Below are 22,528 nucleotides of genomic sequence, written 5' to 3'. Positions count from 1 at the left end.
CGCCACGACGCCCCCACGCCCCCACGCCCGTGGGGGCGTGACGGTCAGCGGCTGCGGCTCAGTGGGCGCGGGCGTCAGCCCACAGGGCGTGGCCGAGGTCGCGGTTGAGTCGCGTGATGACCTCCAGCGGGACGGACTTCGGGCACACAGCGGCGCACTCACCAATGTTGGTGCAGGCACCGAAGCCCTCGGCGTCGTGCTGGTTGAGCATGCTCACGACACGGGGAAGACGCTCCGGCTGGCCCTGCGGCAGCAGGCCCAGGTGCGAGATCTTCGCGCCGGTGAAGAGCATGGCGGAGGCGTTCGGGCAGGCCGCGACGCAGGCTCCGCAGCCGATGCAGGCCGCGGCCTCGAAGGAGGCGTCGGCCTTCTCCTTCTTGACCGGCACGGCGTGCGCGTCCGGGGCCGCCCCGGTGTTGACCGAGATGTAGCCGCCGGCCTGGACGATGCGGTCCAGGGCGGAACGGTCCACGATGAGGTCCTTGAGGACCGGGAAGCCGGTCGAGCGCCAGGGCTCGATGGTGATGGTGTCGCCGTCCTTGAAGGAGGGGTCCTCAGCGAGGTGGCGCATGTGCAGCTGGCAGGTCGTCGAGCGGATCGGGCCGTGGGCCTGCCCGTTGATGACGACGCCGCACTGGCCGCAGATACCCTCACGGCAGTCCGAGTCGAAGGCGACCGGTTCCTCACCGGCCTGGAAGAGCTGCTCGTTGAGCAGGTCCAGGACCTCGAGGAACGACATGTGCTCCTCGATGCCTGACATCGAGTACTCCTCGAAGCGGCCCGCGGTGGTCTGGTTCTTCTGGCGCCAGATCTTGAGCTTGATGTTCACTTGTAACTCCGCTGCTTGAGCTCGATGTCGTTGTAGATGAGGGGCTCCTTGTGGAGCACCGGCGGCTGGTCCTCGCCGCCGAACTCCCAGGCCGCGACGTAGAGGAACTCGTCATCGTGGCGCAGGGCCTCGCCCTCGGGGGTCTGGGACTCGGCCCGGAAGTGTCCGCCGCAGGACTCGCGACGGTGCAGGGCGTCGATGCACATGAGCTCGGCAAGCTCGAAGAAGTCAAGCAGACGGCCCGCCTTCTCCAGCGCCTGGTTGAGCTCCATCGCCTCGCCCGTGACACGGGCGTCGCGCCAGAACTCGGCCTTGAGCTCGCGGATCTGCCTGATCGCCTCACGCAGGCCCGCGTCACGGCGCTCCATGCCGCAGTACTCCCACATGATGCGTCCCAGCGCCATGTGGAAGTCGTCCACGGAGCGGGTGCCCTTGAGCGCCATGAGCCGCTCGATGCGGTCCTTGACCGCGGCCTGCGCCTGGGCGATCTCGGGGGCGTTGGGGTCAACCTTGCCCTCGCGCAGCATGTCGGCGAGGTAGTCGTTGAGCGTGTTCGGCAGGACGAAGTAGCCGTCGGCCAGGCCCTGCATGAGGGCCGAGGCGCCCAGGCGGTTCGCGCCGTGGTCGGAGAAGTTCGCCTCGCCGGCCACGTACAGGCCCGGGACGTTGGACTCGAGGTCGTAGTCCACCCACAGGCCACCCATCGTGTAGTGGACCGCGGGGTAGATGCGCATCGGGACCTCGTAGGGGTCGTCGCCGGTGATGCGCTGGTACATCTCGAAGAGGTTGCCGTAGCGGGCGGAGACGGCGTCCTTGCCCAGGCGGCCGATGGCCTCGGAGAAGTCGAGGTAGACCCCGCGGCGCATCATGCGCTGGGTGCCGTCCGGAGCGGTCTCCTTGATGGCCGGGCCGACCCCACGTCCCTCGTCGCACATGTTCTTGGCCTGGCGGGAGGCGATGTCACGGGGGACGAGGTTGCCGAAGGCCGGGTAGATGCGCTCGAGGTAGTAGTCGCGGTCCTCCTCAGCGATCGTGCGCGGGTCCTTGTCGCAGTCCTCGGCCTTCTTGGGAACCCAGATGCGACCGTCGTTGCGCAGGGACTCACTCATAAGCGTGAGCTTGGACTGGAAGTCTCCCGACTGGGGGATGCAGGTCGGGTGGATCTGCGTGTAGCAGGGGTTGGCGAAGTAGGCACCCTTGCGGTAGGCGCGCCAGACGGCGGTCGCGTTGCAGCCCATCGCGTTGGTCGACAGGAAGAAGACGTTGCCGTAGCCGCCGGTGCACAGGACGACAGCGTCAGCCAGGTGGGTCTCAATCTCGCCGGTGACCATGTCGCGGGCGATGATGCCCTTGGCCTTGCCGTTGACGAGGATGAGCTCAACCATCTCGTGGCGGCGGTACTCCTTGACGGTCCCGGCCGCGACCTGGCGCTCAAGCGCCTGGTAGGCGCCGATGAGAAGCTGCTGGCCGGTCTGTCCACGGGCGTAGAAGGTGCGCGAGACCTGCACGCCGCCGAAGGAGCGGTTGTCGAGCATGCCGCCGTAGTCGCGGGCGAAGGGCACGCCCTGGGCCACGCACTGGTCGATAATGTTCGCGCTGACCTCGGCCAGGCGGTAGACGTTGTCCTCGCGGGCGCGGTAGTCGCCGCCCTTGACGGTGTCGTAGAACAGGCGGTAGACGGAGTCGCCGTCGTTGCGGTAGTTCTTCGCCGCGTTGATACCGCCCTGGGCCGCGATAGAGTGCGCACGGCGGGCGGAGTCCTGGTAGAAGAAGCACTTGACGTTGTAGCCCTGCTCGCCGAGCGAGGCGGCAGCGGCACCACCGGCCAGGCCGGAGCCGACGACGATGACGTCGAGCTTGCGGCGGTTGGCGGGGTTGACGAGCTTCGCGTTGAACTTGCGCTGCTCCCAGCGCTGCGCGATGGGGACGTCGTGAGGGGCCTTGGTGTCGGCGATCGCCTCGCCCTGGCGGTAGAGGCCCTCGATGAGCTCAGCAGTCATGGGTGTAGTCACTCAACTCTCGTGTCAGTGGGCAGCGACGCCACAGTGCTCGGCGAACTCGGAGGCGGCGGAGCCGATGGCCTGGCAGAACTGCGGGTAGTACTCGGCGTCGGTCATCGGCGCGTCGGTCCAGCCGAACAGGATGGCGGTGGGCACGCTCATGAAGCCGACGAGGAGCACGAGGGCCACCAGCGTCGCGATGATGCGGATGAAGGGGACGATCCTCGTGCGGGTCAGGCCGAGGGTCTGCAGCGCCGACCACACGCCGTGCCAGGCGTGCAGGGCCAGGGCGGCGATGGCGAGCAGGTAGATGAGGTACACCCACCACAGCTGGAAGCCGTAGTACATGTTCTGGAAGGCCCGGCCGTGGACGTACTCGCCGCCGGGGGTCAGCGACAGCGTCGTGAACTGCAGGATGTGCCAGATGATGAAGAACAGGAGGATGACGCCGCCCCAGCGCATGGTGCGCATGGCGTAGCGGGAGGCGTAGTACTCGGCGTTGGACTTCTTCACGGCGTACTTGTCGTTGCCGCGGGCCTTCTTGTTGCGGCGCCACAGGTAGAAGGCGGAGCAGGCGTGGGCCAGCAGAAGCGCCAGCAGGACGAGGCGCATGATCCACAGGAACCCGCCGTAGGGCAGCAGCGGCTGGAGCAGCTGACGCAGCCAGATGGCGTAGTGGTCGTAGGCGATCTCACCCTCGAAGTAGTGGGTGTTGCCGTACATGTGGAAGATGACGAACAGGAGGAAGACGATGCCGGACCACGCCATGAGTCGCTTCATGAAGACGGTGGTCGAGAAGGCAGTGCGCCTCTTGGGGGAAACAGTCTTTGGGGCCACGGCACCAGGGTAGCCACGGGCCGGGCCGCGTGGTCCCAGGTACGTGCACGCAGGTGCACGCCAGCGGGCAGGTGCCTGCCTGCGCGGCGTCATCGTGCGGAAAGAGCCCGGTCCTGCCGGCAGCTTGCGTCCCCGGCACGTGCGGCCCCCGGCGCCACTGACGGCGACATTTGGTGACACATTCGTCAGACAAATAACCGAGGCCTCCAGGTGCGGCAGGAGGAGCCTGTGCCGCTGCCGTTCCGGCGCCCGCCCGGTGAGCGGGCTTGCCGGACGCGCACTGCCCCGCGGCCCCGCCCGGTGAGCGGGCTTGCCGGACGCGCACTGCCCCGCGGCCCCGCCCGGTGAGCGGGCTTGCCGGGCGCGCACTGCCCCGCGGCCCCGCCCGGCTCAGTGCCGCCCGAGCGCCTCAGCGCCCACGGGCCCCGGGCCCCGCGGCGGGCCCAGGCGCAGGCGCATGACGAGGGCGTCCTCCTCGGGGCACGTGTAGTAGCGCCTCCTGACGCCCAGCACCTCGAAGCCGTGGCGCGTATAGAGGGCCTGGGCGCCGGTGTTGGAGGCACGCACCTCCAGCAGCACGTGCTCACAGCCCTGCCTGCGGGCCTGGGAGAGCAGGTGGTCGAGCAGGCGGGTGGCCACCCCTCGCCTGCGGGCCTGCGGGGCGGTGGCGATGGTGAGCAGGTCGGCGTCGCCACGGCCGTCGCCGTACCACAGGCCCGCGTAGCCCAGCAGGGCGCCGCGTCCGGCTGCCACCGACGTACCCGGCTGCTCCAGCTCCTCGACGACGGCGTAGGCGCGGTCCGCCCCCGGGCCACCGGCCGCCGCGAGCTCGTTGGCGAGCAGCGCGGCGCTCCAGGCCTCCGCGCCGAAGAGCCCGGCCTCCAGGCGGGCGACGTGCGGCAGGTCCGCCTCGGTCATGGGGCGCAGACGCAGCGCACCGCCCCCGGGCCCTGCGCCGGCCCCGTTCACAGGGCGCGCTTGCGGGCGGAGGGAACCTGGGCGTCGGCGTGACGCAGGTACAGCGGCTCGGTGCCCAGCGGAGCCAGCCCGGCGGCCAGCCTCGCGAGCGCGACACGCACCTGGGCGGCGGCGTCGCCGGAGACGGTGGCGAGGACGGGCCTGGCGGCCACGACCCGGGGGTACAGGACGGCCCCGGAGCCGGCGAGGGCGTCGGCGTCGTCGGTGGGAAGGTCCGCGGGGGCCATGACCTCGATGCTGCCCAGGCGCTCGACGTCGTCACTGCCCAGGGCGCGGTAGACGGCGGTGTAGACCTCCTGGCGGCGCGCGTCGGTGAGCACGCGCACCGTGGCCCCCTGTCCCAGCTCGTCGAGGGCGCGGCGGGCGACGGCGTCGAGGCTGGGCACGCCGTGGACGGGCACGCCGCGCACGCGGGCGACCGTGCGGGCAGTGACCAGGCCGGCGCGCAGCCCGGTGAAGGGGGCCGGTCCCGTCGCCACGACGACGGCGTCCAGGGGGCGGTCGGCGACCTGCGGCGTCTCGAGGGCGGCGGTGAGCATGGGGCCCAGGGACTCGGCGTGGCGGCGTGAGTCCGGTTGCGAGGCATGGGCCAGGACCTCCAGCGCCACCCGGCCGTCGTCGCCGGGGCAGGCGTCGCAGACGAGGAGCTCGGTGCCGAGGGAGGAGTCGATGGACAGGATGCGCACGGGGACAGCCTAGGTCACAGCCGTGACGGCCCGGCTCAGGACGCTGCGCCGCCCTCAACGGTGAGGTCCACACCCTGCCAGCGCTGTCCCACGGCGGTGACGGTGATGCTGCGGCGCCCGTCATCGACGTCGTGCAGGTCCGCGGGGCCCTGCTCGCCGCGGCCCGAGAGGGCCCCCTGAGGGCGGCTGACCCGGATCTCGAGACGGCTGTCGCTCAGCGCCTCGACCTTGTCCTCGCCCCACTCGACGAGGGTCACCGACTCCTCCAGGGAGGTGTCCAGGTCGAGCGCGTCCACCTCGTCCAGGCTGGCCAGCCGGTAGGCGTCAACGTGGACGAGGTCCGGCCCCTGTCCCAGGGCGGGGTGGACGCGGGCGATGATGAAGGTCGGTGAGGACACGCGCCCGCGCACGCCCAGGGCGGAGCCGATGCCCTGGGCGAGGGTCGTCTTGCCCGCGCCCAGGGGGCCGGAGAGCATGACGAGGTCCCCGGCGCGCAGGAGCGCGGCCAGGCGGGCGCCCAGTGCGCGGGTGGCGTCGGCGTCCGTCGTCTCGACGACGACTGTGCGCCCGCCGGCGTGGTCCTGGCTCATCGGTGCTCCTCCTGGCTGACGGTGACGCGGGGCACGTGGGGGCCCAGGCGCGTGACGATCTCGTAGCTGATGGTGCCGCACACGGCGGCCCACTCGTCGGCGGTGGGCACGCTCCCGGTAGCCTCCGGGGCCCCCCACAGCACGGCGGTGTCCCCCGCGCGGGCGGGACAGGGCAGGTCCTGGCCGTCGTCGTCCACGGCGGGGCCCAGGTCGATGATGAGCTGGTCCATACAGACCTTCCCGACGACGGTGGTGCGCAGTGTGCCGACGGCGACCGGCCCGGCGCTGGCGGCGTGGCGGGGCACGCCGTCGGAGTAGCCGAGGGGGACGAGGCCCAGCCACCTGTCCGTGGGGGCGCGCCAGGTGCCCCCGTAGGAGACCGGCGTGCCCGCGGGCACGCGCTTGGTCATGGTCACGGGCGCCTCCAGACGCATGACGGGGGTCAGGCCGAGCTCGGCGGAGGTGGCGACGGCGGGCTCCGGAGACAGCCCGTACAGCCCGATGCCCACGCGCACGAGGTCGAGACGGGCAGCCGGGTGCCACAGGAGGCCGCCGGTGGCGGCGAGGTGGCGCACCCGGGGGCGCAGCCCGGCCCGGGCCACCACGGCCTCAGCGCGGGCAAAGCGCTCCAGGTGCTCCTCGGTCGAGCCGCAGGTGGGCTCGTCGGCCCGCGACAGGTGGGACCACAGCCCGACGACGTCGAGCACCCCGCTGTCCTCGGCGCCGCGGGCGGCAGCCGCGAGCGCGGGCAGGTCCTCGGGGACGGCCCCGGCGCGCGACATGCCGGTGTCGGCCTTGAGGTGGACGCGGCCGGGCGCGCCACCAGCGCGCACGTGGGCCGCGCAGGCGGCGGCGAGGGCCTCGAGCTGGGCGGTGGTGGACACCGACAGGTCGAGGTCGGCCTCGAGGGCCTGGCGCAGCGGGGAGCCGGGTGCGGCGGCCTCCTGCGGGGTCAGGACGGGTGCGAGCCAGCACATGAGGCGGGGCGCCCGGGGTGTGGGGACGGCGTCGGGTCCGGGCTCGGGGCGGGCGACGCCCGCCTGGTCGAGCAGGCCGCGCAGGTGCAGGGCCTCGGCAAGCTGGGCGACGCCGAGCCAGGTGGCGCCGGCGGCCAGGCAGGTCAGGCTCACCGGCCCGATGCCGTGCCCGTAGGCGTCTGCCTTGACCACCGCCATCCAGGGCGTCCCGGCGGCCTCGGCCAGGACGCGCGCGTTGCGGGCGAGGGCGTCGAGGTCGATGACGGCGCGGGAGGTGGTGGCGGGCGGTCTCACGGTGAGGATTCTTCCACCAGTGACAGCAGGTGCTCGACGGCGGCGGGCACGGCCTCGGCGACGTCAAGGGCGGTGACGGGGTGGCCCGAGCGGTGGGCGCCGGTCCCCGGGGGCGCGCTGGCCTGCCCACCGGCGCCACTCGTGCGGCCGACGGCCCCACCGCCGCTGGCGAGGGCGCCGGCGAGAGCGTGCACGCGCACGGCCAGCGCGGCGCAGGCGGCGGTGTCCGCCCCGGTGAGCAGCCCCTGGCCGGTGCGGGCCGCTGTCCGCCCAGCCGGGTGACGGCCGGCACCGGCGGCTGAGGCCTCGGCGCGGGCCTGATCGGCGGCGAGCAGGCAGCCGAGCACACCGGCGAGGACGTCGCCGCTGCCGGCGGTGGCGAGCCAGCCCGGGCCGGAGTCGAGGTGGAAGCAGGCGCCGTCGGCAGTCGCGACGAGGGTCGGGGTGCCCTTGAGCAGCACGCAGGCGCCGGTGCGGTGGACGAGCTCGCGGGCGATCCGTGGCGCCGTGGCGGGGTCCTCGGCCTCCGGGCGAGCGGTGGGCCGTCCCAGGGCGGACAGGAGTGCGGCCGCCTCCCCGGCGTGCGGGGTGATCACCGCGCTGGGGGTGAGGGTGCGTGCCTGTGCGAGCAGGTCTGGCAGCAGGGGCAGGGCACCGGCGTCGATGACGGCGGGCACGGGCGGGGTGTCGGCGGAGCCGCCGGCGCGACGCATGACGGAGCCCAGGGCGCGGCGCAGCTGCGTTGCGCGGGGCTCGTCCTCGGGGTCGGTGCCGGGGCCGATGACGATGGCCTGGTGGCGGCCGGGGACGGGGACCGTCTCGGGGCGGTGGGCGAGGACGAGGTCCTCGACGCGGCGTGGGGCGGCCAGGCGCACCATCCCCGCCCCGGCCCTCCACGCGCCCGAGCTGGTCAGGACGGCGGCACCCGGGTAGGTCTCGCTGCCGGCCCAGAGCTCGACGACGCCGCGCGTGTACTTGTGGTCCCGCTCGCCGGGCACGCGCAGGCGCCTGGCGAGCACGGCGTCGGCCGGGCACAGCACGTCGTCGTGCAGGCCGGGGCTGGACGCTCCGGCGGGCGCCGGGCCACCGGGGCCGCCAGGGCGTCCGGGGCCAGCTGGGCATCCGGGGCCAGCAGGGCCGCCGGGGCCTCCGGGACCAGCTGGGACACGAGCACCGTCGGCGGGGCAGGGTGCCAGGGGCTCGGCCTCGGGGACCGGCAGGCCGAGGTCGATAACATCGACGCGCCCGCACAGAGCGGCCGCCGGCGCCCGCACGTGCGCGCCGCGCAGGCAGGTGAAGGTCACCGTGCGGTCGGCGGCGAGCACCGGCCCCTCGACGGATCCGTCGTCGACGCCGACGCCACTGGGCACATCGACGGCGAGAACCCGGACAGGGCGCTTGCCCGGTGCCCCGGCGGCGATGAGTGGGGCCACGAGCCCGGCGGCGCGCGGGCGCAACGGTCCGCTCGCTCCCAGGCCGGTGAGGCCGTCAACGACGAGCTCCGGATCGGCGGCGTCCTGCGGGCCCACGCGGACACCGGCTCGCCGGGCCTCGGCGAGTGCGGCGCCGTGCGGGTGGTCCGTGGCAAGCAGGGCGGTGACCTCGCAGCCCTGGTGCGCCAGGAGCGCGGCGGCGAGCAGGGCGTCGCCGCCATTGTGCCCGCCCCCGGCGAGCACGAGGACAGGCGCGCCCACCACCCTGCCGCGGCCCGCACGCAGCTCCTCGACGGCGGCCTGGGCCAGAGCCTGGGCGGCGGCGTGCATGTAGGCCTCGGTGGCACGGGTCAGCGGCGCCTCGGCGGCGGCGATGGCGGCGGCCGGGTAGGCGTAGGTCGTGTCGAGGGACATCATGGCCCTATCCTCACGCACCGGTGATGCGGGCACACGCGCGCTCGTGACCGGGGCGCCTGCCCCTGCGGCACACTGGTGCCATGATCATCGCCGTGGGCACGGACCTCGTGGACGTCGCCCGGCTCGAGGACCGCCTGCGGCGCTCTCCCGCCCTGGCCGAGCGCCTGCTGACCGCGCGCGAACGCACCCTGTGCGCCGGGCGCGTCGAGTCGCTGGCGGCCCGCGTCGCGGCGAAGGAGGCGGCGCTCAAGGCCCTTGGCTCGGCCCTGGGAGCGGCGGGCCGCGAGGTCCCGGGCGGGTGGAGGATGACCGACGTCGAGGTTGTCTCAGCCCCCAGCACGCCACCGCGTCTCGCGCTGTCGCAGGTCGCGGCGCGCACGGCCCGCACGTTGGGGATCACCCGCTGGCACCTGTCGCTCAGTCACGACGCCGGACTGGCCCTCGCCTTCGTCGTCGCTGAGGGCGCCTGAGGGCACCGGCCCGCCCTCACTCCACGGTGACGGACTTGGCGAGGTTGCGAGGCTGGTCGATGTCCAGGCCCTTGGCGCGTGCCAGCGCGGCCGCGAAGACCTGCAGGGGCACGACCGTCAGCAGCGGCCACATGAGCGTCGGGGTCTGGGGCACGCGGATGACGTCGTCGGCGAAGGACTCGACGGCCCGGTCCCCCTCCTCGGCGATGACGATCGTGCGGGCGCCGCGGGCCCGGACCTCCTGGATGTTGCTGATCACCTTGTCATGCAGGACGGGCCTGCGGGGGGTCGGGACGATGACGAAGACAGGCAGTCCCTCCTCGACCAGGGCGATGGGCCCGTGCTTGAGCTCGCCGGCGGCGAAGCCCTCGGCGTGCACGTAGGCCAGCTCCTTGAGCTTGAGCGCACCCTCCAGGGCCACCGGGTAGCCGACGTGCCGCCCCAGGAACAGGAAGGAGGTCCGGTCCGCCAGCTCGGCGCCCAGAGCCCGCAGGCGCTCCTCCTGGCCGTCGAGCAGGTCCTGGATCTTGCCGGGCATGAGGGCAAGGTTGGCGAGGTAGTCGGCGACCTCGTCGGGCCACTTGTTGCCGCGCAGCTGCGCCAGGTACAGGCCCAGCAGGTAGCAGGCGGTGATCTGGGCGAGGAAGGCCTTGGTGGAGGCCACCGCCACCTCAGGGCCCGCGTGGGTGTACAGGACGGCGTCGGCCTCACGGGCGATGGTCGAGCCGTAGGTGTTGACAATGGCCAGCACCTTCGAGCCCTGCTCACGGGCGTGGCGCACCGCCTGGATCGTGTCCATGGTCTCGCCGGACTGGGAGATGGCCACCGTGAGGGTCTTCTCGCTGACCACGGGGTCGCGGTAGCGGAACTCGTGGGCGAGCTCGATCTCAACCGGCACCCGGCACCAGTGCTCGATGGCGTACTTGGCCACGTGGCCGGCGTAGGAGGCGGTCCCGCAGGCCACGACGATGATCTTGTCCACACTGCGCAGCACCGCCGGGTCGATGCGCATCTCGTCGAGCTGGATCTCGCCGCGCTCGTCAACCCGGCCGCGCAGGGTGTCGGCGACGGCGGCCGGCTGCTCGTGGATCTCCTTGTCCATGAAGGTCTCGTAGCCGCCCTTGACCGCCGCGGAGGCGTCCCAGGTGACCTCCCAGGTGCGCGGCTCGACCCGGGTCCCGTCCGCGTCCCACACGGTGACCTGCCCGCCCCTGAGGAGGACGACCTGGTCGTCGTCCACCTCGGCGGCACGGCGGGTGAAGGAGACGAAGGCGGCGACGTCGGAGCCCAGGAAGGCCTCCCCCTCCCCCAGGCCGATGACCAGCGGGCTGGAACGGCGGGCGGCGACGATGGTGCCGGGCGCGAGCTCGGTGACGGCGAGGAGGGCGAAGGCCCCCTCCAGGCGGGCGGTGACGGCCCGCACCGACTCGACGAGCACGTCGGCGGGGTCGGCGTCGGGCCCGGCCTCGTCGAGGCGCCGGGCGTAGTCAAGGTCCAGGACGTGGGCGGCGACCTCGGTGTCGGTGGAGGACAGCAGGGTGCGGCCGGCGGCCTCGACCTCGGCACGCAGCGCACGGAAGTTCTCGATGATGCCGTTGTGGACCACGGCGAGGCGGCCAGCCCGGTGCGGGTGCGCGTTGGCCGTCGTCGGGCCGCCGTGGGTGGCCCAGCGGGTGTGGCCGATGCCGGCGGTGGCGGGGGCGGGGTCGGCGGCGTCGAGCGCCTCGCGCAGGTTCTCGAGCTTGCCGGCCGCCTTGACGACGGCCAGGCCCTCACCGGTGACCAGTGCCACGCCGGCGGAGTCATAGCCCCGGTACTCCAGGCGGCTCAGGCCGTCCATGAGGACGGTGAGGCTACGGTCGGAGGCTGTCAGGGGGCCGGTGTGGCCAACGATTCCGCACATGGACACCCAGCGAAGCACTGTCCGGCCCGCTGCGGCTAGGGGGTGGTCAGAATGTGGCCGTGTGACCTTGTGCGGCCGCGGTCCCCGGACGCACCGTCCGGCCCATCACGGTGCTGACAATGCGTCAGACTGTGCCCGTGAGCAGTGCCTCTCCCTATATCGAGCTCGACCGTGAGCAGTGGCGGGCCCTGGCGGCCTCGGCTCCCCTGCCGCTGACGCAGGCCGACGTCGAGAAGCTGCGCGGCCTGGGTGACCCCATCGACCTGCCCGAGGTCGACGTCGTCTACAGGCCACTGACCGCCCTGCTGGAGACCTACATCGCCTCGACCCGCGAGCGCGGCCGCCTCACCGCGGACTTCCTGGGTGTGGACGAGAGCCCGACTCCCTTCGTCGTGGCGGTGGCTGGGTCGGTCGCCGTCGGCAAGTCCACGACCGCCCGCCTCATCGCGCACCTGCTGGCCCGTTTCCCGCAGACGCCGCGGGTCTCGCTCGTGACCACGGACGGCTTCCTGCTGCCCAACGCGGTGCTTGAGCAGCGGGGACTGACGGCGCGCAAGGGCTTCCCCGAGTCCTACGACCGCCGGGCGCTGCTGGATTTCATCATGGCGGTCAAGTCCGGGGCGCCGCGGGTGGAGGCCCCGGTCTACTCCCACCAGGTCTACGACGTCGTGCCCGGGGAGAGGACGGTGGTGGAGCGCCCCGACGTCCTCGTGCTTGAGGGCCTCAACGTCCTGCAGCCGGCGCGCCGCGTCCACACGCGGGGCCGTGACACCCCTGTCCCCGGAGGGTCGGCCCTGGCGGTGAGCGACTTCATCGACTTCTCGATCTACGTCGACGCCGACCCCGAGGACATCCGCCGCTGGTACCTCGACCGTTTCCTCACGCTCAAGCGCACGGCCTTCCACGACCCGACGTCGTACTTCCGCCCCTTCGCGTCCGTCCCCGACGACGTGGCGGTGGCGGCGGCCAACGAGGTGTGGGAGTCGGTCAACCTCGCGAACCTGCGCGAGAACATTGCGCCGACGCGCCCGCGGGCCACGCTCGTGCTCCACAAGGGGCCGGACCACCACGTGCAGCGGGTGCTCCTGCGCAAGGCCTGAGCGGGCGCGGCTCGCAGCCGGGACACCTCGCAGCCGGGCCCGAACCCGGTCCGAGGTCAGTGCTTGAGGCCCGCAGGCCGTGGTCGGGGACAGCGCAGCACGCACCGGTGTCCACAGCACGGACATCAGCCACCAGTCAGCCACTGGCTCCGGAAGAGAACCGCAGGATTCCAGGGGTCACCGCAAGGCACGACCACTGCGCGGGCTGTGATGTCCGCTGCGTGGACACCACTGAGCCCCGCCACCCGCCCACCTCCTCGGTTTGCGCGCGAGCGTACGGTGATTCGCCGTACTTTCGAGCGCAAACCGAGGAGTTCGAGGGCGACGGCGGGGCCGGGCGACGGCGGGGCGGCTCAGGCGAGCGAGAGGTTGTCCTTGACGACCTCGGCGAGCCCGGAGGCGACGGCGTCCGCCTCGGCCTGGGTCGCGGCCTCGACCATGACACGCACCAGCGGCTCGGTGCCGGAGGGGCGCAGCAGCACACGGCCTGTCGTCCCCAGGCGCTCCTCCGCCTCGGCGACGGCCTTGTGCACGGCGTTGTTCGTGTGCGCGGCCGCCTTGTCCACCCCCTTGACGTTGATGAGGGTCTGCGGCAGGCGCTCCACAACGCTCGCCAGCTCGGCCAGGCTCTTGCCCGAGCGCTTGACACGCGCTGCCACGCGCAGGGAGGTGAGCACCCCGTCACCGGTGGTCGCGTGCAGCGTGTCGATGACGTGGCCGGACTGCTCACCGCCGAGGGTGTAGCCGCCCTGGAGCATCCTCTCCAGCACGTAACGGTCGCCGACGCCGGTCTGCACCGTGCGGATGCCGTGCTTGCGCATGGCCAGCAGCAGCCCGAGGTTGCTCATGACGGTGACGACGAGCGTGTCCGAGGCCAGGACGCCGTCGGCCTTCATGCCCACCGCGAGCAGGCCCATGATCTGGTCGCCGTCCACGAGCCGGCCCTCGGAGTCGACGGCGAGGCAGCGGTCGGCGTCGCCGTCGTAGGCGAAGCCCATGTCAGCCCCGACGCTGGTGACGTAGTTCTGCAGCTGCTCGGGGTGGGTGGAGCCGCAGGCCGCGTTGATGTTGAGCCCGTCCGGGGAGGCGTTGATGACGATGACCTCGGCCCCGGCGGCGCGAAGGGCGGCGGGGCCGACAGCCGAGGCGGCTCCGTTGGAGGCGTCGACGACGATCCTCAGGCCCGACAGGTCCGTGGCGGCGGAGTCCACGAGGTGGTTGATGTAGGTCTGGTCCGCCACCGTCTCACCCTTGATGACACGGCCGACGCCGGCGCCCACCGGCGGGGCGTCGGTGCGGCCGAGCAGAGCCTCGATCTGGTCCTCGACGGCGTCCTCGAGCTTGTAGCCGCCGCGGGCGAAGAACTTGATCCCGTTGTCCTGGAACGGGTTGTGGGAGGCGGAGATCATGACGCCGAGCTCGATGTCCTGCGTGGCGGTCAGGTGCGCGATGGCCGGGGTGGGCAGGACGCCCACCCGGGTGACGTCGATGCCCGAGGAGGCCAGGCCCGCGCTGATCGCGTGGTCGAGGAACTCGCCCGAGGCGCGGGTGTCGCGGCCGACGATGGCACGGAAGCGGCCGGTGCGCGAGCGGGAGGAGGCGGGTGCCCCGCGGGTGAGGACCTGTGCGGCGGCCTCACCGAGCTGAACGGCGAGGGCGGGGGTGAGCAGGTCGTTGGCGAGGCCTCGCACACCGTCCGTGCCGAAGAGTCGTGCCATGTCAGTCAGTCCTTCCGAATGGGGGTCGTGGGACGTGTGCCATCCTCCCACGCCGCCCCGGCCAGGCCCGGGACCTGCCACGGCGTCGCAGCGGACGGCGCGGGCGCCGGGTCAGCGCTTGGAGTACTGCGGGGCGCGGCGGGCCTTGTGCAGACCGGCCTTCTTGCGCTCGACGATGCGGGCGTCACGGGTGAGGAAGCCGGCCTTCTTCAGGGTCGGGCGGTTGGCCTCACGGTCGATCTCGTTGAGGGCGCGGGCGATGCCCAGGCGCAGGGCGCCGGCCTGGCCGGAGACGCCACCGCCGTGGATGCGGGCGACGACGTCGAAGCGGCCCTCGAGGTCGAGGACGGTGAAGGGGGCGCGCACGAGCTGCTGGTGCAGCTTGTTGGGGAAGTAGTCCTCGAGCGTGCGGCCGTTGAGCGTCCACTGGCCGGTGCCGGGGACGAGGCGGACGCGGGCGACAGCCTCCTTGCGGCGGCCCAGGCCAGCACCGGGGGCGGTGATGGACTGCCCGCGGCCCTCGGAGGCGCCAGCGGTCTCGGTGGTGTAGCTGGAGGGGGCGTTGTCCTCGTCCAGCGCGTCGATATCGACAGTGGTCTCAGCCACGATGTGTCCTTTGCTTGTCGCGGGGTGCCGGGCGCTGGAGCGCTTACTGGGCGACCTGGGTGATCTCGAAAGCCTGGGGGTTCTGCGAGGCGTGCGGGTGCTCGGCGCCTCGGTAGACCTTGAGCTTCTTCAGCTGCTGGCGGCCGAGGGTGGTGTGCGGCACCATGCCCTTGACGGCCTTCTCGACGGCGAGCTCCGGGCGCGTCGCGAGCAGCTCGCGGTACGAGACGGAGGTGAGGCCACCCGGGTGGCCGGAGTGACGGTGGGCGAACTTCTTGTCAGCCTTGCCGTTGGTGAGGGCGACCTTGTCGGCGTTGATGATGACGACGTAGTCGCCGCAGTCCGCGTGGGGCGCGAACTGGGGCTTGTGCTTCCCACGGAGCAGGGTCGCGGCCTGGGCCGCGAGGCGGCCGAGGACGACGTCGGTGGCGTCGATGACGTACCAGTTCTTCTCGACGTCGCCGGGCTTCGGTGTGTACGTGCGCACGGGCGTTGCCTTCGTTTCTCTTGGCGAGTGGGTCACCGGGCAGCGCGTTGAAGCTCTCGCGGCCCGACGAGACCACCATGGTCAGGTGAGGGGTCGGAGCACTGGCGATCCGGGGCGAGTGGGACGGCACCGCGGACGCGCACATGCGTGCTGCACGACGTTCGCCCACCATACCGGGGCCCCGGAAGGAGGGTCAAAAGAACTGGCGCCGCCGCGAGGGTGAGACCCGACACGCTGGGGCCGGCCTGCGCCACGACGGGCCCAGCGCCCGCCCTCGCCCCGCACCCGCGAGCGCCCGGCGAGGGCGGCTAGCAGCCGCAGTCCTCGGTGGGCGGGCGGCGCAGCACCCGCGAGCGCCGCGCCTGCTCGGCGAGGGCGTCGTCCTGCGGGTAGACGACCTCCTCCAGGGTGAGCCCGTGGGCGGGGGCCACCGGGGCGGCGCCGTCACGCGAGCGGCGCCTGAGCAGCGCGCCGGGCCAGTCCTCACCCCTGCTGCCACGCCCGACGGCGAGGCCCGCCCCGACCAGGGAGCGCACCATGGAGTGGCAGAAGGCGTCCGCCACCACGCTCAGCATCACGAGCCCGGCGTCGGGCCCGTCAAGCGGCCGGCGCCACTGCAGCCGGTGCAGGGTTCGCACCGTCGTGGCCCCCTGGCGCGGGCGGCAGTAGGACAGGAAGTCGTGCTCACCCAGGAGGGCTTGGGCGCTGCGGTCCATGGCCTCGACGTCCAGCTCCTCGGGCAGCCACAGCACCTGGCCCCGGCGGGTGGCGCTGCGCGGGGCGCCGCCGGGGCCGCCGTCGGCGACGCGGTAGACGTAGCGGCGGCTGAGGGCGGAGAAGCGGGCGTCGAAGCCCTCGGGCGCCACGCGCGCGCCGGTGACGACGAGGTCACTGGCTCCGCGTGGGACCGGCCCGGTGATCCCGGCGTCGGCGGCCAGGCGCGCCTGGCGGGCGAGGACCCCGGCGAGGCGGGTGAGCAGGGCGTCCTGCGGGCGGCGTCCCGAGCGACCGGGCACGGCCCGCCACGCGGCCATGGGCACGTCAAGGTGGACGCACTGGGCGGCGGCGTGGACGCCGGCGTCGGTGCGGCCGGCGACGGTCAGCCTCACGGGCACGCGCAGCACGGTCTCAAGGGCCTGGGTGAGCTCGCCCTCGACCGTGCGCAGGCCGGGCTGGGCGGCCCAGCCGCTGAAGCCGGCGCCGTCGTAGGCGAGGTCGAGCCTCAGGCGCACACAGTCAGCGGGCGCGTGAGCCGGCGTCGCATCGGTGAGCATGACGCTATTCGACCACGCCCGCCGGTAGCCTGCCGCCATGAGCAGTCCCACGACCCTGTCCGTCGACTGTGGCGGGGGCGGTATCAAGTCCTCCGTGCTGTCCCCCGAGGGCGCGATGATCTCCCGGGCCGTGCGGACCCCAACGCCCTACCCCCTGCCGCCGCAGGCACTGGTGGACACCATCGCCGATCTCGCCGCCCAGCTGCCACAGGCCGATCGTGTGACGGTCGGGATGCCCGGCATGATCCGCCACGGCATCGTCGTCGCCACCCCCCACTACATCACCCGCGACGGCCCCCGCTCGCGGGTGCTGCCCGAGCTGGTCGAGATGTGGCGGCGCTTCGACATGGGCACGGCCCTCACCCAGCGCCTGGGGCGCCCGGTCCTCGTCCTCAACGACGCCGAGGTCGCCGCGGCCGGCGTCGTCACCGGCCACGGCCACGAGATGACCATCACGCTCGGCACCGGGCTGGGCAACGCGGTCTTCGACAACGGCGTGCTCGCCCCCCACGTGGAGATCTCCCAGGGCCCGATCCGCTGGGGCCTGACCTACGACGACTACATCGGTGAGCACGAGCGCCTGCGCCTGGGCGACGCCCACTGGTCCCGCAGGGTGCGGCGCGTCGTTGACGCCCTGCGCCCCATGTACCTGTGGGACCGCCTCTACCTCGGGGGAGGCAACTCCCGGCGGATTCTCGCCTCGCAGCTCGCAGCCATGGGCGAGGACGTCGTGGTCGTGCCCAATGAGGCCGGGATGACGGGCGGGGCACGCTGCTGGGACCTGGCCCGCCCCTGAGACGCACCCTGAGCCCACCCTGGCTCCTCCCCTACCCCGGGAGGAGCCGGCCTCCTCTGTGCGGGGGATCCGACCGGGCTCAGGATGCTGTCATGATGCGCTCATGACACGTGCCCGCTCCTTCCGGACCAGCACCCTCGGGACGTCCCGGAGCCCTGTCCTGCTGCCCCGTGCCGTCATGACGGTCGGGCTGGTGGCGCTGGTGTCCACCGTCCTGTACCCGGTCCCCGGCCTGAGCGCGCTGAGCGCCTTCGCCCTGACATGGTTCGTCCCGCTGCCGGTGCTCGACTGGTTCACCGCCGTCGTCATCCTCATCCTCGGCTCGGCCCTGTCGCGCCACACCCGGGTCGCCTGGGTGTCCACCACCGTCCTGGCCGTGCTCAGCATCGTGGCCTTCGTCCTGGCCGCCGTCTCGCTGGCCGTCATCCCCGAGGTGGAGGTCTCTCGCCAGGAGCTGGCGGCGCTCGGCTTCAACATCCTCGTGCTGGTCGTGCTCATCGCCGTGCTCCTGCGCGACCGTGACGCCTACCGGGTGCGCATGCGGCCCGGCAACCTGCGCCGGGCGCTGACGGTCACCACTCTCGGCATCGGCGCCAGCACCGCGCTGACCGTCCTCGTCGTCGCACTCATCCACCCCTCGGTCCTCACCGCCCTGCTCCTGTCGGCTGACCTCAGCCCCCTCATCGACCTCGTCCGGCAGTTCTCCGACTGGCCCTTCAGTCTCCTCGGCCTGGGCTGGGCCCTGTCCTTCCTGGCGGGCGTGGCCACCCTGCTGCGCTCCCAGCGGCTGGCCGCGCGCATGAGCGTCGAGGAGGAGGAGCGCGTGCGCACGCTCCTGGCGGCCCACCCCCAGGACTCGCTCGGCTACTTCGCCACCCGCCGTGACAAGTCCGTCCTGCTCACCGAGCACGGCGCCGTCTCCTACCGCCCCAGCCTCGGCGTCGCCCTCGTCTCCGGCGACCCCCTGGGGGACCCGGCCACCTGGCCCGCCACTGTCTCCGCCTTCTGCCGTCACTGCGTGTCCTACGGGCTGACTCCCGCCGTCATCGGCGCCTCCGAGGCTGGCGCGCGCGCCTGGGTGCAGGCCGGGATGCACGCCCTGCGCGTGGGCGACGAGGCCGTCCTGCGCCCCTCGCGCTTCCGTCTCAACGACCTCACGGAGGTCCGTCAGGCCGTGCGCCACGCCTCCGGCGCCGGGTACACCGCGCGGGTGCGGCGCCACCGCTCCATCCCAGCCGAGGAGCTGGCCGGCCTCAGCTCCCTGGCAACCGCCTGGCTCAACGGCGAGGCGGAGCGCGGTTTCTCCATGGCGCTGGGCCGTGGCCTCGACGACCCCTCCGACGGCGAGTCCGTCCTCGTCGAGGCCCTGTTCCCCGAGGGCGACGAGCGGGGGCGGGTGGCTGCGCTGCTGTCCTTCGTGCCCTGGGGCGCCGACGGGCTGAGCCTGGACGTCATGCGCCGCCACCCCGAGGCAGACCACGGCGTCACCGAGCTCATGGTGAGCACCCTCATGGCCGAGGCCGTCTCCCTGTCCGTCGCGCGGGTCTCGCTCAACTTCGCCGTCTTCCGCGACGTCTTCGCCCAGGGCGAGCGGCTGGGGGCCGGTCCGATCCAGCGCGCGCGCCGCAAGGTGCTCCTGGCGGCCTCGCGCTGGTGGCAGCTGGAGTCCCTGTACCGCTCCAACTCCCGCTACGAGCCCGACTGGGTGCCGCGCATGATCTGCTACGCCGACGCCGGCGACCTCGCCCGCGTCTCGACGGCCATCGCCGTCGCCGAGGGCTTCCTACGCCCCCCAGGCCGCCTGTGCGGCGAGCAGTGGCCCCAGCAGCGCCTGAGCGACGCCGACAGCGCCCGCATGCTGGCCCTCACCCGTGCCGTTCCCGAGCCCGGCCCGGCCGTGCGCCTGCCCCACGAGATGCGCGAGCGCGCCGCCTGCCGCGAGCGGATGCTCTCCCAGGGGGTGGACCCCTACCCGGCGAGCACCGCCGTCACGGCCGGCTGCGCCCAGGCGCTCGACGGCGCGGGCGAGCGGACCGTCGCCGGGCGCGTCATGGGGCTGCGCGACCACGGCGGTGTGCTGTTTGCGGACCTGCGCGACTGGGGCGGGCAGGTGCAGGTGCTCCTGGAGCGCGACCAGGCCCCGCAGGCCCTGGCCCGGTTCCGGCGTCTCGTGCGCGTCGGGGACCAGGTGGCCGTCACCGGTGTGCCCGGCAGGTCACGCACCGGCACCGCCAGCCTCCTGGCCACGGGCTGGGTCATGACCTCCAAGTCCCTGCGCCCCCTGCCGGACAAGCACCGCGGCCTGACCGACCCGGAGGCGCTTGTGCGCCAGCGCCACCTGGCGCTCATCACGTCCGCGCGCCAGCGACGGCTGGTCGAGGCCCGCTCCCGGGCCGTGCAGGCCGTGCGCGGCCGGCTGCTCGGGCGCGGCTACCTCGAGGTGGAGACACCGATGCTCCAGCCGGTGCACGGCGGGGCGAACGCGCGCCCCTTCCGCACCCACATCAACGCCTACGACCTTGACCTGTACCTGCGGATCGCTCCCGAGCTCTACCTCAAGCGGCTCGTCGTGGGCGGCATGGACCGCGTCTTCGAGATCGGAAGGAGCTTTCGCAACGAGGGGGCGGACTCCACCCACAACCCTGAGTTCACGATGCTGGAGGCCTACCAGGCTTACGCCGACTACGAGGTGATGAAGACGGTGGTCCAGGACCTTGTGGTCTCGGCCGCGACGGAGGCGCTGGGGACCACCCTCGTGCGCGGCACCGTGGGCGGGGTCGAGCACGAGGTGGACCTGGCGCTGCCGTGGCGCACCGTGAGCGTGTGCGACGCCGTCTCCCACGGGCTGGGTGAGCAGGTGACGACCTCCACCCCCGTCGCCGTGCTGCGCTCCCACGCCGAGCGCCTGGGCCTGCGCCACGAGCCCTCTTGGGGGTGGGGCACCCTGGTCCAGGAGCTCTACGAGCACCTGGCGGAGTCCAGCACCGTGCAGCCGACCTTCTTCAGCGACTTCCCCTCCCAGACCTCGCCGCTGACCCGTCCTCACCGCCAGGACCCTGCCCTGGCCGAGCGCTGGGACCTCATCATCTTCGGCTCGGAGGTCGGCACCGCCTACTCCGAGCTCGTGGACCCGGTGATCCAGAGGCAGAGGCTGACGGCCCAGTCGCTGGCGGCCGCCAGCGGTGACTCTGAGGCGATGGAGCTCGACGAGGCCTTCCTCGAGGCCCTGGAGCACGGCATGGCGCCCGCAGGCGGGCTGGGGCTCGGCCTGGACCGTCTCGTCATGATGCTCACGGGCGCGTCGATCCGCGAGACCATCGCCTTCCCGCTCGTCAGGCCCTCACGATGAGGCGCCTGCTGGCCGCTGCCGTGCTGCTGTCCTACAACACGTGGGTGCTGGCCCCCCTGCTGTGGGCCGGCGGCCCGCTGCCCGGGTACCTGTCCGAGCTCGCGGCCGACGACCAGCCCTGGCAGTGGGTCTTCCGCGGGGGCGACCTGCTCGCCGGCCTCCTGCTGGCGGCCGTGGCCGCCCTGGGCAGGCGCGGGTGGCGGGACCTGCTCGGCCGCTGGTCCACGCTGCTGGCCCTCGCCCTGGCGGCCGCCGGGGTGGGCACGGTGGCCGACGCCCTGGGCAACATGCCCTGCTCCCCGAGCATGGACGTCACGTGCCAGGACACGGGGCTCGCCGCGGCGCTGCACACGCTTGCCTCGGGCGTGGTGGGGACCGGTTTCCTCGGTGCCCTCGTGCTGCTGGTGCTGGCGCTGCGGGAGATGGGGGCGCCGCGGCCACAGGTGGGCGGCGCGCTCGTGGCGGCGGTGGGGCTCGGCCTGCTGGACGTGCTCACCCTGGTGCTGGCGGCGCTGTCCCCCGGCAGCCAGTGGTGGCCGCAGGTGGGGCAGGTGCTGCTGTCCTCGATGGTGGGGGCTGTGCTCGCCCTCCGGCTTGACAGGGGTGACGACGCCGGTGCCCGCCTTCGAGCATGAGGCCGCTGCCGGCCGGCGCGGGGAGGGCTCGGGCGCCGTCGGCCGGCGCTGGCAGCACACCGGGCGGCAGCACACCGCGCAGCAGTACACCGCGCGGCAGGGCCACTGGGCGCGCCGCGCCGGCGTCACCGCCAGGCGCCTGCCGGCCCCCGGGGCGCCCCACCCGCCCGGGGCCCGGTTGGCCGGCGGGCACCCGCCCTCTGCCCAGGCCGGCCCGGACGCACCGGGGCCTGGCGCGAGCCGCGTGCCCACCCTTGTGCTCCTGGCGGGCGCAGGCCTGGGCTCGGCCTTCTGGGAGCCGGTCCTCACGCACCTGCCCGGGTGGCACGTCCTCATCGACCGGCAGGGGCGCCTGGGGACCCGCTGCTCCGGGCTGCCGTCACTCGACGTCCAGGCCGCCGTCCTCGCTCGCCTGCTGGAGGACCTGGGGGTGGCCGACGGCGCCCCAACCATTCTCGTGGCCCACTCGATGGCGGCCTTCGAGGCCGAGCTGCTCGCACGCCGTCGTCCCGACCTCGTTGACGGGATCGTCCTCGTAGACCCCTCCCTCGCGCTCCGGCCTGCGCTGGTGCCCCCGTTGGCGGTCGGCGCCGTCGGGGGCCGGGCACCCCTGGCCGGCCTCGCCCTCGGGGCGGTGCGCCGCCTTCTGGCTGTGCCGGCGGCGCACCGGGTGGTCGCCACGCTGGTAAGGGCCGGCATGCGACGCCAGGTCTCGCGTCCCCAGGCCCTGGACGCTCCCGCCTGGGCGGACACGTGGAGCGCCCGCGCACTCACCGGTGGCGCGGCGGAGTCCCTGGCCTACTCGGCCCAACAGGAGGACCTGCTGCGGGTGCGCTCACAGGACCGCCTCGCGGTGCAGGTGCCCACTGTCCTGCTCCAGGCACCCCCTTACGCCTCACGACGTCGCCTTGCGGCCGCCGAGCAGGCCTTCGGCCGGCTCGTGGTGCGCCGGGTGCCTCGCTCCGGGCACCTCATGGCCCAGGACGCGCCCCGGCAGGTGGCCCGGGCCGTGTGCGAGGTCCTCGACCTCGTCCTGCGCTGAGAGCGTGGTTCACTGACACGGCTGCGGGGGCCACCCCCCAACCGCGAACAGCCCCCCCAACCTTCCAAACAAACCCCTTCGTCCTGCGCTGAGGGCGGGGTCCACTG

The 22,528-nt window shown here is 73.2% G+C and carries 19 protein-coding genes; 6 read left to right on the top strand and 13 right to left on the bottom strand.

What is annotated here, in order from left to right:
* Positions 1-58: 58 nt before the first annotated feature.
* The 8 genes from ACSJJR_RS04640 to ACSJJR_RS04605 form a co-directional block, all read right to left on the bottom strand.
* A complete protein-coding gene (locus tag ACSJJR_RS04640; protein ID WP_435942316.1) occupies positions 59-829 on the bottom strand; it encodes a succinate dehydrogenase/fumarate reductase iron-sulfur subunit in 771 nt (256 codons plus the stop codon).
* Positions 826-2,829 carry a fumarate reductase/succinate dehydrogenase flavoprotein subunit gene (locus tag ACSJJR_RS04635; protein WP_435942315.1) on the bottom strand — a complete coding sequence of 668 codons (2,004 nt, stop codon included), beginning with the start codon at positions 2,827-2,829 and terminating at the stop codon, positions 826-828. Before ACSJJR_RS04635 ends, ACSJJR_RS04640 begins: the two co-directional genes overlap by 4 nt.
* Positions 2,830-2,853: 24 nt before the next feature.
* Positions 2,854-3,609, bottom strand: coding sequence for a succinate dehydrogenase cytochrome b subunit (locus tag ACSJJR_RS04630; RefSeq protein WP_435942446.1), 756 nt, complete (start codon positions 3,607-3,609; stop codon positions 2,854-2,856).
* Between the two features lie 447 nt (positions 3,610-4,056).
* Complete coding sequence (gene rimI / locus ACSJJR_RS04625) at positions 4,057-4,635, bottom strand: ribosomal protein S18-alanine N-acetyltransferase (protein WP_435942314.1); 579 nt, start codon at positions 4,633-4,635, stop codon at positions 4,057-4,059.
* Positions 4,632-5,330: a tRNA (adenosine(37)-N6)-threonylcarbamoyltransferase complex dimerization subunit type 1 TsaB gene (gene tsaB, locus ACSJJR_RS04620; RefSeq protein ID WP_435942313.1), complete on the bottom strand. Its 699-nt coding sequence runs from the start codon at positions 5,328-5,330 to the stop codon at positions 4,632-4,634. Before tsaB ends, rimI begins: the two co-directional genes overlap by 4 nt.
* Before the next feature lie 35 nt (positions 5,331-5,365).
* A complete protein-coding gene (gene tsaE / locus ACSJJR_RS04615; protein ID WP_435942312.1) occupies positions 5,366-5,920 on the bottom strand; it encodes a tRNA (adenosine(37)-N6)-threonylcarbamoyltransferase complex ATPase subunit type 1 TsaE in 555 nt (184 codons plus the stop codon).
* Positions 5,917-7,191, bottom strand: a complete 1,275-nt coding sequence (gene alr / locus ACSJJR_RS04610; protein WP_435942311.1) for an alanine racemase — start codon at positions 7,189-7,191, stop codon at positions 5,917-5,919. Before alr ends, tsaE begins: the two co-directional genes overlap by 4 nt.
* Positions 7,188-9,041, bottom strand: a complete 1,854-nt coding sequence (locus ACSJJR_RS04605) for a bifunctional ADP-dependent NAD(P)H-hydrate dehydratase/NAD(P)H-hydrate epimerase (RefSeq protein WP_435942310.1) — start codon at positions 9,039-9,041, stop codon at positions 7,188-7,190. The genes alr and ACSJJR_RS04605 overlap by 4 nt, the downstream gene beginning before the upstream one ends.
* Positions 9,042-9,121: 80 nt before the next feature.
* Between ACSJJR_RS04605 and ACSJJR_RS04600 the strand changes: the two genes are divergently transcribed.
* Positions 9,122-9,511, top strand: coding sequence for a holo-ACP synthase (locus ACSJJR_RS04600; protein ID WP_435942309.1), 390 nt, complete (start codon positions 9,122-9,124; stop codon positions 9,509-9,511).
* 16 nt (positions 9,512-9,527) lie between these two features.
* Here ACSJJR_RS04600 and glmS read toward each other — a convergent pair whose 3' ends face one another.
* Positions 9,528-11,414: a glutamine--fructose-6-phosphate transaminase (isomerizing) gene (glmS, locus tag ACSJJR_RS04595; protein WP_435942308.1), complete on the bottom strand. Its 1,887-nt coding sequence runs from the start codon at positions 11,412-11,414 to the stop codon at positions 9,528-9,530.
* 119 nt (positions 11,415-11,533) lie between these two features.
* On the opposite strand from glmS, the gene coaA reads away from it, so the two are divergent.
* Complete coding sequence (gene coaA, locus ACSJJR_RS04590) at positions 11,534-12,514, top strand: type I pantothenate kinase (RefSeq protein WP_435942307.1); 981 nt, start codon at positions 11,534-11,536, stop codon at positions 12,512-12,514.
* 353 nt (positions 12,515-12,867) lie between these two features.
* Here coaA and glmM read toward each other — a convergent pair whose 3' ends face one another.
* The 4 genes from glmM to ACSJJR_RS04570 form a co-directional block, all read right to left on the bottom strand.
* Positions 12,868-14,232 carry a phosphoglucosamine mutase gene (gene glmM / locus ACSJJR_RS04585; RefSeq protein WP_435942306.1) on the bottom strand — a complete coding sequence of 455 codons (1,365 nt, stop codon included), beginning with the start codon at positions 14,230-14,232 and terminating at the stop codon, positions 12,868-12,870.
* A gap of 111 nt (positions 14,233-14,343) precedes the next feature.
* The gene (rpsI, locus tag ACSJJR_RS04580; RefSeq protein WP_435942305.1) at positions 14,344-14,838 is read right to left on the bottom strand and encodes a 30S ribosomal protein S9; all 495 of its coding nucleotides are present in this window, start codon (positions 14,836-14,838) and stop codon (positions 14,344-14,346) included.
* Positions 14,839-14,881: 43 nt separating this feature from the next.
* Positions 14,882-15,325, bottom strand: a complete 444-nt coding sequence (gene rplM, locus ACSJJR_RS04575) for a 50S ribosomal protein L13 (protein ID WP_249367374.1) — start codon at positions 15,323-15,325, stop codon at positions 14,882-14,884.
* 308 nt (positions 15,326-15,633) lie between these two features.
* Entirely contained in the window at positions 15,634-16,599 is a 966-nt protein-coding gene (locus ACSJJR_RS04570) for a tRNA pseudouridine synthase A (RefSeq protein WP_435942304.1), read from the bottom strand.
* 37 nt (positions 16,600-16,636) lie between these two features.
* On the opposite strand from ACSJJR_RS04570, the gene ACSJJR_RS04565 reads away from it, so the two are divergent.
* The 4 genes from ACSJJR_RS04565 to ACSJJR_RS04550 all read left to right on the top strand — a co-directional run bounded on the left by ACSJJR_RS04565 (position 16,637) and on the right by ACSJJR_RS04550 (position 22,421).
* A complete protein-coding gene (locus tag ACSJJR_RS04565; protein WP_435942303.1) occupies positions 16,637-17,395 on the top strand; it encodes an ROK family protein in 759 nt (252 codons plus the stop codon).
* Between the two features lie 103 nt (positions 17,396-17,498).
* Positions 17,499-20,744 carry a bifunctional lysylphosphatidylglycerol synthetase/lysine--tRNA ligase LysX gene (lysX, locus tag ACSJJR_RS04560; protein WP_435942302.1) on the top strand — a complete coding sequence of 1,082 codons (3,246 nt, stop codon included), beginning with the start codon at positions 17,499-17,501 and terminating at the stop codon, positions 20,742-20,744.
* A complete protein-coding gene (locus ACSJJR_RS04555) occupies positions 20,741-21,379 on the top strand; it encodes a DUF998 domain-containing protein (RefSeq protein WP_435942301.1) in 639 nt (212 codons plus the stop codon). Before lysX ends, ACSJJR_RS04555 begins: the two co-directional genes overlap by 4 nt.
* Positions 21,360-22,421 (top strand): alpha/beta fold hydrolase, encoded by a 1,062-nt coding sequence (locus ACSJJR_RS04550; protein WP_435942300.1) that lies wholly within the window; start codon positions 21,360-21,362, stop codon positions 22,419-22,421. The genes ACSJJR_RS04555 and ACSJJR_RS04550 overlap by 20 nt, the downstream gene beginning before the upstream one ends.
* Positions 22,422-22,528: the final 107 nt, after the last annotated feature.

The organism is Actinomyces sp. W5033 (assembly GCF_051303165.1).
This window is presented reverse-complemented; position numbering and strand designations above follow the sequence as displayed.

What these genes read in the sequence shown, in the direction of transcription:
- glmS (WP_435942308.1), bottom strand. Translation starts at nt 11,414, where the DNA reads ATGTGCGGAATCGTTGGCCACACCGGCCCCCTGACAGCCTCCGACCGT.
- ACSJJR_RS04555 (WP_435942301.1), top strand. Translation starts at nt 20,741, where the DNA reads ATGAGGCGCCTGCTGGCCGCTGCCGTGCTGCTGTCCTACAACACGTGG.
- ACSJJR_RS04565 (WP_435942303.1), top strand. Translation starts at nt 16,637, where the DNA reads ATGAGCAGTCCCACGACCCTGTCCGTCGACTGTGGCGGGGGCGGTATC.
- glmM (WP_435942306.1), bottom strand. Translation starts at nt 14,232, where the DNA reads ATGGCACGACTCTTCGGCACGGACGGTGTGCGAGGCCTCGCCAACGAC.
- tsaE (WP_435942312.1), bottom strand. Translation starts at nt 5,920, where the DNA reads ATGAGCCAGGACCACGCCGGCGGGCGCACAGTCGTCGTCGAGACGACG.
- lysX (WP_435942302.1), top strand. Translation starts at nt 17,499, where the DNA reads ATGACACGTGCCCGCTCCTTCCGGACCAGCACCCTCGGGACGTCCCGG.
- coaA (WP_435942307.1), top strand. Translation starts at nt 11,534, where the DNA reads ATGCGTCAGACTGTGCCCGTGAGCAGTGCCTCTCCCTATATCGAGCTC.
- ACSJJR_RS04600 (WP_435942309.1), top strand. Translation starts at nt 9,122, where the DNA reads ATGATCATCGCCGTGGGCACGGACCTCGTGGACGTCGCCCGGCTCGAG.
- ACSJJR_RS04630 (WP_435942446.1), bottom strand. Translation starts at nt 3,609, where the DNA reads ATGAAGCGACTCATGGCGTGGTCCGGCATCGTCTTCCTCCTGTTCGTC.
- ACSJJR_RS04605 (WP_435942310.1), bottom strand. Translation starts at nt 9,041, where the DNA reads ATGATGTCCCTCGACACGACCTACGCCTACCCGGCCGCCGCCATCGCC.
- ACSJJR_RS04570 (WP_435942304.1), bottom strand. Translation starts at nt 16,599, where the DNA reads ATGCTCACCGATGCGACGCCGGCTCACGCGCCCGCTGACTGTGTGCGC.
- ACSJJR_RS04635 (WP_435942315.1), bottom strand. Translation starts at nt 2,829, where the DNA reads ATGACTGCTGAGCTCATCGAGGGCCTCTACCGCCAGGGCGAGGCGATC.